This is a genomic window from Mycobacterium sp. (assembly GCF_049673265.1).
GTDB lineage: Bacteria > Actinomycetota > Actinomycetes > Mycobacteriales > Mycobacteriaceae > Mycobacterium.
This window is the reverse complement of the sequence record NZ_JBATXN010000462.1, coordinates 1-6,779: the sequence shown is the minus strand read 5'-3', so window position 1 is coordinate 6,779 and position 6,779 is coordinate 1. Positions and strand designations below refer to the sequence as shown.

The window sequence follows — 6,779 nt, the reverse complement described above, 5'->3', positions numbered from 1 at the left end:
CGCTAACACCCCTACGCGCAGTCCCGCTCGATTCAAATGGACACGGCGCGCAGTGCGGCGGGCAGGCTGGGCAGGAAGTGCTCGGTGGCAAAGGCGCGAATGTCGTCGGCGTTGTCCAAGGGTCTGCAGCCAGGCAACAACAGCACCATCGCCGCATAGCGCAAGATGGTTTCGGCCAGCTCGTCGACTGCCTGGTCCCCGATCCGCTCGGCCAAGCCGTCGGGAAAAATGATGCGCAATGCGGCCGCCATGCGCTCGACCGCGGCATCCCAATGCTGGTGGGCCAGCGCGAGCATCAGGCCGGGCTCGTCGGCGAGCATGCGGGTCAGCACGCGGTGCTGCCGGAAGCGCAGAATCGACAAGGTAAACGCCTCGACATAGTAATTCGATTGCGGCCGACGACTTTTCAGCTCCTCAGCAATGTCGGAGAACAGCGCCGTGTTTTCTCGGTCGATGACCGCCCCGACAAGTTCGTCGCGTCCGGCGAATCGCCGGTAGATAGTGGTGCGGCTGACCCGCGCGCGGCGGGCTACATCGTCGAGCGCGACGCGGCGGAAGCCGTGCTGTTCGAACTCGACGACAGCGGCGTCGAGGATGGCGGTGGTGGCGGGGTCAGCGGGCGTAACCGGCACGGGCAAACCCGTTGTAGCGCAGTCGCATCGGAAGATGATCCCATAGCCAGTTGACCGGCCGTGACCGCCACACTGCGGCGAAACGCTGGTAGCGGCGCTCCTGGCGATCGCTCCAGGGCAGACCGAGCAGGGTGCGCGCCCGCGGCGGCAGGCCACCAGTGGTCAAGAACGCCGCGACCGGATTGAACGCTACCGAGAGCGCGCGCCACAGCAGCGGCGGGACGCCCTTAGGGCAGGGGAATCCTTTAGTCACATATCCGACACCGTATTTGGCGGTCGGATGGGCGATCATCACTCGGTCGAGCATGTGGTCCCAGTACCGCTGGAACTCGGCGTAGTCGGCCGGCATCGGCCGCTCGCTGACGCCGTAGCGCCGATACCAGGTCTTCGACTCGAGGTAGATCTGCTCCTTCTCTTCGTCGGTGAGGCGTTTGACGAAGGTGTCGGCGAAGTACAGCACTTGCTCGACGAAGGTGGCGTGCGCCCAGTAGTAGGTGTCCGGGTCCAACGCGTGATACCGCTCCCCTTTTCCTTGCCCGGGGGGCATGAACCCTTTGATGGCGTGATGGAAGTCGCGCACCTGCTGGCCGGGGTGGTCGCCATCGGAGCCGTAGACGGTCATGAAGATCGGCGGTAACGAACGCTTGACCCGCGCCGCGGTGTCGCTGAAGAACACCGAATGGTCCAGCACGCCCTGACCGAGTTCGGCGAGCATGTTCTGCAATACCGCGGGCCGCGGGCCGATCAAGAACATCCGGTTGTCGCCGAAGTACCGCCACACCAACGACTGCCGCCCCAGCGGCAGGGCGTCGGCCGTCGTCTCGCGGTCATTCAACTCGGTCATATGAGACAGTGTTACATATTTTGCACTTTGTACCAAACGTCAGCGGGCGGTCGCTGGTGACCAGCGTCACCGCCAGGCGTTGTTGCCGGACTGTTGTCGGACCGTTGCCGCTCAGCGCCCGTTGGCTTGGCACGATTCGCTGGTGAATGCCATGACCCGTCAGACGAACCGTCGGACACTCCTGCGCTTGGGGGCCACCGGTGTCGGGGCAGCGGGTCTGTGGGCGCTGGGCGCGCTGCCGGATGCGACCCGTGCCGCGCCCGCCCCGGCGAGCAGTCCGCTGCCCACCCGCGAAGAGGGCTCCTTCATCTCCGCGGCGCGCGGTGGAAAGAACACCAAGTGGATAATCGCCCGCCCGCCCGGCCAGACCGGCCCGTTGCGCACGGTGATCGCCCTGCACGGGTTGGACAGCGACGCGGCTGGGGTGATGAGCCTCGGTGTCGAGGACGCTCTGGCCAAGCTGCCCGCCACCGGCAAACCGTCGATCGCGGTGGTCAGCGTCGACGGCGGTAACGGCTACTGGCGGCCGCGGGCCTCGGGCGAAGACTCCGGCGCGATGGTGCTGGGCGAGCTGATCCCGATGCTGGCCGCCAAGGGTCTCGACACATCGCAAGTGGCGTTCATGGGCTGGTCGATGGGCGCATACGGGGCGATGCGGCTGGGCTCTCGACTGGGCCCCACCCGGGCCTTCGCGATCTGCGCGATCAGCCCTGCGCTTTACCTGACGTACTGGGGAGCGCCGCGCGACGCTTTCGACAGCCTCGATGACTTTCGGAAGAACTCCACGGTTAGCACCGCGGACCTGACATCGATTCCGTTGCGGGTGGACTGCGGCACCGGTGACGGCTTCTACGTCGCCACACGAGAATTCGTCAATCAATTGCCCCGACAGCCGGCCGGCGGGTTCTACGCCGGCGGCCACGACGCGGACTTCTGGCGTCAGCAGCTTCCCGGCGAGCTGACCTGGTTGGCATCCTGAACTCGGGTGCGCTGGCCGGCTCGGCGCAGCCGGGCCACTCCGACCACCGCCAGCATTCCGGCCGCCGTCGCCAGCAGCAGCGTCAACAGCAGCAGCGACGGGTTATAGACCACCGACATGGTGACCGGCTGACCGTCGGCCACCGGTGCGACGGGCACAGTGGAGCGCACTCCCGACCAGCTGATCGCGCAGCCCGCGACCGCGGCGCACGCCAGCGCGAGCTCGACAACGGCCCGAAATCGGGCCATCACCAGCGTGATTCGGTGTCTGGACCTTTTGAGCCGTCGTAGTCGTGCGGCTCGGGCGGTGGACCGTTGGGTCCGACGCGCTCCTCGACCAACGGGGTCAGCACGGCGCGCAGGTGACGGTGTTTGCGCGCCCAAGCCTGCGCCGTGCGACCGCCGGTGAGTCGCAGACCGATGCCGATCCGGCCCTTGGGCACCCCGACCAGTTCACCGAGCGCACGCGCGGTTTGCCAACGCTCCAGCTCCTTTTCGGATGTCAGCGGATGGTCGGCTGGCGGGTAGACCTTCACGATCTCGGCGACCTTGATGGTTTCGGTGCCCTGGCGAAGCGTCTGCTGGGTCAGCTCCACCGATGTATGGATACGTGCCGCCTTGACCTGCAGCGCAACGAAACTGGTCACGAGTACCAAAAACAGCAGCGGCACCGCGACCTGCCAGCCGTAACCGTTGGACTTCTCGAGCCAGAGGATGGCCCCGGCAGACAGCGGGCCGGCCAGCACCCAGTACCAGCTGGCGCCGACCTCGCGAAAGAGCGGAGCGGCCTCGGTATCCATACCTGCGGTCACAGAAGCATCATCCCCGCTGTAGCCGAGCCCAAACCACCTGGGGGCTTGTCGACTGCTCATCTGGTGAAGTACGCGTGGGCGTCACTGCGGTGCAGGAGGAACATCCCGCCGGCGATCAGCACTGATCCGACGATGCCGGCAACGCCGCAGATGACTGCGTACATTGGCGGCCAGTTCACGGTGAACAGCCGGGTCGCGATGTACACCACGGCGGCGATCCCGCCGCCGCTCAATATCGTGCGGGCCCAGCGATACCCGGCCCGCATCAGGATCAGGAAAGTCACCACGATTGCGCACGACACGACGATGAAAAGCCCTGTTGCGGCGTAGAGCAGCGCCGATCCGCGACCGCCCGATGACCCAACCATGTCGGCGCCGTATCCGATCACCATCAGCGGCAACGCCACCAGCCACAGCCAAAACCCGGTGTCGACGTCGACGGGCCGGGTGTGCGGTTCCGGTGCCCCGGGCGGCTGCGGCGGGACGGGACCCGTCACGAGAGCCAGGCCGCCGCCTCGGCGGCCCAATACGTCAGCACGATGTCGGCGCCGGCCCGCCGGATACCGGTCAAGGATTCCAGCGCGGCGGCCCGTTCGTCGATCCAGCCGTTGGAGGCCGCCGCGCGGATCATTGCGTATTCCCCCGACACCTGATAGGCGGCGACCGGCACTGGCGAGATTTCGGCCGCGGCCGCCACCACGTCCAGGTAACCCAATGCGGGTTTGACCATGATGATGTCGGCGCCCTCGTCGAGGTCCAGCTGCACCTCGCGCAGCGCTTCGCGGGCATTGCCCGGCTCCTGCTGGTAGGTGCGCCGATCGCCGGACAGGCTCGAGCTCACGGCCTCGCGGAACGGGCCATAGAACGCCGAGGCGAACTTGGCGGCGTACGCCAGAATCACGACGTCGGCGTGGCCGGCGGCGTCCAGACCATCGCGGATAGCCGCGACCTGACCGTCCATCATGCCGCTGGGTCCGACCACGTGTGCACCGGAATCTGCTTGGGCTACAGCTAATTTCACATACCGTGTCAGGGTCGCGTCGTTGTCCACCCGGCCGCGGTCGTCGAGCACCCCGCAATGCCCGTGGTCGGTGAATTCGTCCAGGCAAGTGTCGGCCATCAGCACGGTGACATCGCCGAGGTCCTTGGCCAGATCGCGCAACGCGACGTTGAGAATGCCGTCGGGATCGCAGCCCACCGACCCGGTCGCGTCCTTATCCTCGTCGCGGGGCACGCCGAAGAGCATCAGCCCGCCCACCCCGGCGGCCACCGCCGCTGCTGCGGCGGCGCGCAACGAGTCGCGGCTGTGCTGCATCACGCCGGGCATCGAGGTGACCGGCCGTGGCTCGTCGATACCGTCGGCGACGAACATCGGCAGCACCAAATGCCTTGGCTCCAGCGACGTTTGCGCCACCAACCGGCGCATCGCCGGAGTCGACCGGAGCCGACGCGGGCGCTGCCGGAGGTACGCCACTAGCGCCTGCGGCTCTTCTTACGCGGCGGCGGCAGCGCACCCTCGGCGCGCAGCCGGGCGGCATGCTCGGCCAGCGCCTCGATCAGCGGGCCCACCGCTGCGGTCTCGGGCTGCACGTCGACGCGCAAACCGAATTCGGCGGCGGTCTCGGCCGTCTTGGGACCGATGCATGCAACGATGGTGCGCGCGTGCGGCTTTCCGGCGATGCCAACCAGGTTGCGCACCGTCGAGCTGGACGTGAAGCACACCGCGTCAAAACCACCGGTCTTGATCATTTCGCGGGTGGCCGCCGGCGGCGGGGCCGCCCGAACCGTCCGGTAGGCGGTGACATCCTCGATCTCCCAGCCACGTTCGCGCAGGCCCTCGGCCAGCGTCTCGGTGGCGATGTCGGCGCGCGGCAGCAGCACGCGGTTCACCGGGTCGAAAATGCTGTCGTAGTCCGGGAATTCATCCAGCAGGCCCAGCGACGATTGCTCACCGGAAGGCACCAGCTCGGGGCTGATCCCGAACGCGCGGACCCGGTCGGCGGTCGATTCGCCGACGCAGGCGATCTTCACCCCGGAGAACGCGCGGGCGTCGAGTCCGAACTCGCCGAACTTCTCCCACACCGCCCGGACCGCGTTGGTGGAGGTGAACACCACCCACTGGTAGCGGCCGTCGACCAGACCCTTGACGGCGCGTTCCATCTGGGCGGGGCTGCGCGGCGGCTCGACGGCGATGGTGGGCACCTCGATCGGCAACGCGCCATGCGCGGTCAGCCGCTCGCTCATCTCGCCGGCCTGGTCCTTGGTGCGCGGCACCAGCACGGTCCAGCCGTACAGTGCCCGGCTCTCCCACCAGTTCAGCTTGGCCCGGTTGTGCACCGTCTTGCCGATCGTCACCACCACCGGCGCAGGTGCCGCGGGGTCAACGCCGAGCTGAACACCCGGATCGGTCAGCCCGCCCAGCGTGGACTCCACCGAGCGCTGCGCGCAGGTGGTGCCCGAGGACGTCACGACACACGGGGTGGTGTCGGCAAGCCCGTACTCGATCAGTGTGCGCGCCGCGTCGGTCACGTGCGACGAGGTGGCCTGCAGAATCAGCGGACCCGGTGCCGCGGCCAGCGCTCCCCAGTCCACGTCACCGCGCACATCGGCAACGGTGTGCGACGAGCCCAGCGGCAACCCGGCATAGGTCGGCACCGCGGAGCTGGCGGCCAGCCCGGGCACGACCTCGAAATGCAAGTGACTGCGGGCCACGGTGTTCACCTCGGTGATCACCGAGTCCACCGACAGCGGGTCACCAGCAACCAGCCGCACCACGTCGGTCCCGGTGCGAGCCTCTGCGACCAGTGTTTTGGCCACCTCGGCCGGGTCGCCCAACGCCGGGCGGATGTCGGGTCCGACCGACACCACGGCGGCGGGCTGTTCGTCGGTCCCGGCCCCCTCGGCGGCTGTGCCCTCGGCCTGCGCATTCGGCTCCGCCGGCCCGGACACCGGCGGCAAGTCGTTGCCGATCAACGCCGACACTGCCTCAGGCACGTCGGGGTCAATGAACACCAGGGGAGCATTCGCCAGCACCGTAGCGGCCCGCGTCGTCAGCAGAGCCGGGTCGCCCGGACCCGAGCCCACGAACATGATGCGGCCGGGCCTCGGCTTACGCCCTCGCGTCGTCATCTGTGTCTCTCCCAGTCGCTTCCTCGTGCGGGTTTTATTACCGCGCAGTCGACATGAGTTCCCGTGCGCCCAGCTCGAACAGCTCGGCGGCCACCGAGAGCCCGAGCTCCCGTGCCCGATCCGGACTGCCGATCCCGGACGCGCGGATCACGTCGGATCCGTCCAGCGCCGCCACGCAGCTGCGCAGCGACAGCTCTTCGAAGACATGTGAGTCGTCCTCGTCAATGGACTCGACCACCTCCGCGATCGCCCCCACTGGCGCGGAGCAACCCGCCTCCAGTTCGGCGAGCAGGGCACGCTCGGCGGTGACGGCCGCGCGGGTGTTGACGTCATCGAGTTCTGCCAGCAGCGCTGCCAGTCGCGCGTCCCCCGCGCGGCACTCGA

8 protein-coding genes and 1 pseudogene are annotated in these 6,779 nt (G+C 67.9%); 1 reads left to right on the top strand and 8 read right to left on the bottom strand.

Going from position 1 to position 6,779, the window contains the following annotated elements; genetic code table 11:
• Positions 1 to 32: 32 nt before the first annotated feature.
• Both WBF82_RS16170 and WBF82_RS16165 read right to left on the bottom strand, forming a co-directional pair.
• Positions 33 to 632 (bottom strand): TetR/AcrR family transcriptional regulator, encoded by a 600-nt coding sequence (locus WBF82_RS16170; protein ID WP_424383996.1) that lies wholly within the window; start codon positions 630 to 632, stop codon positions 33 to 35.
• Entirely contained in the window at positions 613 to 1,476 is an 864-nt protein-coding gene (locus WBF82_RS16165; RefSeq protein WP_424383995.1) for an oxygenase MpaB family protein, read from the bottom strand. Before WBF82_RS16165 ends, WBF82_RS16170 begins: the two co-directional genes overlap by 20 nt.
• A 151-nt stretch (positions 1,477 to 1,627) precedes the next feature.
• Between WBF82_RS16165 and WBF82_RS16160 the strand changes: the two genes are divergently transcribed.
• Positions 1,628 to 2,455, top strand: coding sequence for an alpha/beta hydrolase (locus WBF82_RS16160; RefSeq protein ID WP_424383994.1), 828 nt, complete (start codon positions 1,628 to 1,630; stop codon positions 2,453 to 2,455).
• Here WBF82_RS16160 and WBF82_RS16155 read toward each other — a convergent pair.
• The 6 genes and pseudogenes from WBF82_RS16155 to WBF82_RS16130 form a co-directional block, all read right to left on the bottom strand.
• Positions 2,416 to 2,706: a hypothetical protein gene (locus WBF82_RS16155; protein WP_424383993.1), complete on the bottom strand. Its 291-nt coding sequence runs from the start codon at positions 2,704 to 2,706 to the stop codon at positions 2,416 to 2,418. The genes WBF82_RS16160 and WBF82_RS16155 overlap by 40 nt on opposite strands.
• Positions 2,703 to 3,266, bottom strand: a complete 564-nt coding sequence (locus WBF82_RS16150) for a DUF3093 domain-containing protein (RefSeq protein ID WP_424383992.1) — start codon at positions 3,264 to 3,266, stop codon at positions 2,703 to 2,705. Before WBF82_RS16150 ends, WBF82_RS16155 begins: the two co-directional genes overlap by 4 nt.
• 56 nt (positions 3,267 to 3,322) lie before the next feature.
• A complete protein-coding gene (locus WBF82_RS16145) occupies positions 3,323 to 3,763 on the bottom strand; it encodes a hypothetical protein (protein WP_424383991.1) in 441 nt (146 codons plus the stop codon).
• Positions 3,760 to 4,692, bottom strand: a complete 933-nt coding sequence (gene hemB / locus WBF82_RS16140; protein ID WP_424383990.1) for a porphobilinogen synthase — start codon at positions 4,690 to 4,692, stop codon at positions 3,760 to 3,762. The genes WBF82_RS16145 and hemB overlap by 4 nt, the downstream gene beginning before the upstream one ends.
• A gap of 47 nt (positions 4,693 to 4,739) precedes the next feature.
• Positions 4,740 to 6,395, bottom strand: coding sequence for a uroporphyrinogen-III synthase (locus WBF82_RS16135; RefSeq protein ID WP_424383989.1), 1,656 nt, complete (start codon positions 6,393 to 6,395; stop codon positions 4,740 to 4,742).
• Positions 6,392 to 6,779, bottom strand: a pseudogene (locus WBF82_RS16130) (hydroxymethylbilane synthase); the annotation flags it as partial. The pseudogene WBF82_RS16130 and the gene WBF82_RS16135, both read right to left, overlap by 4 nt.

What these genes read in the sequence shown, in the direction of transcription:
- hemB (WP_424383990.1), bottom strand. Translation starts at nt 4,692, where the DNA reads ATGCGCCGGTTGGTGGCGCAAACGTCGCTGGAGCCAAGGCATTTGGTG.
- WBF82_RS16165 (WP_424383995.1), bottom strand. Translation starts at nt 1,476, where the DNA reads ATGACCGAGTTGAATGACCGCGAGACGACGGCCGACGCCCTGCCGCTG.
- WBF82_RS16135 (WP_424383989.1), bottom strand. Translation starts at nt 6,395, where the DNA reads ATGACGACGCGAGGGCGTAAGCCGAGGCCCGGCCGCATCATGTTCGTG.
- WBF82_RS16160 (WP_424383994.1), top strand. Translation starts at nt 1,628, where the DNA reads ATGACCCGTCAGACGAACCGTCGGACACTCCTGCGCTTGGGGGCCACC.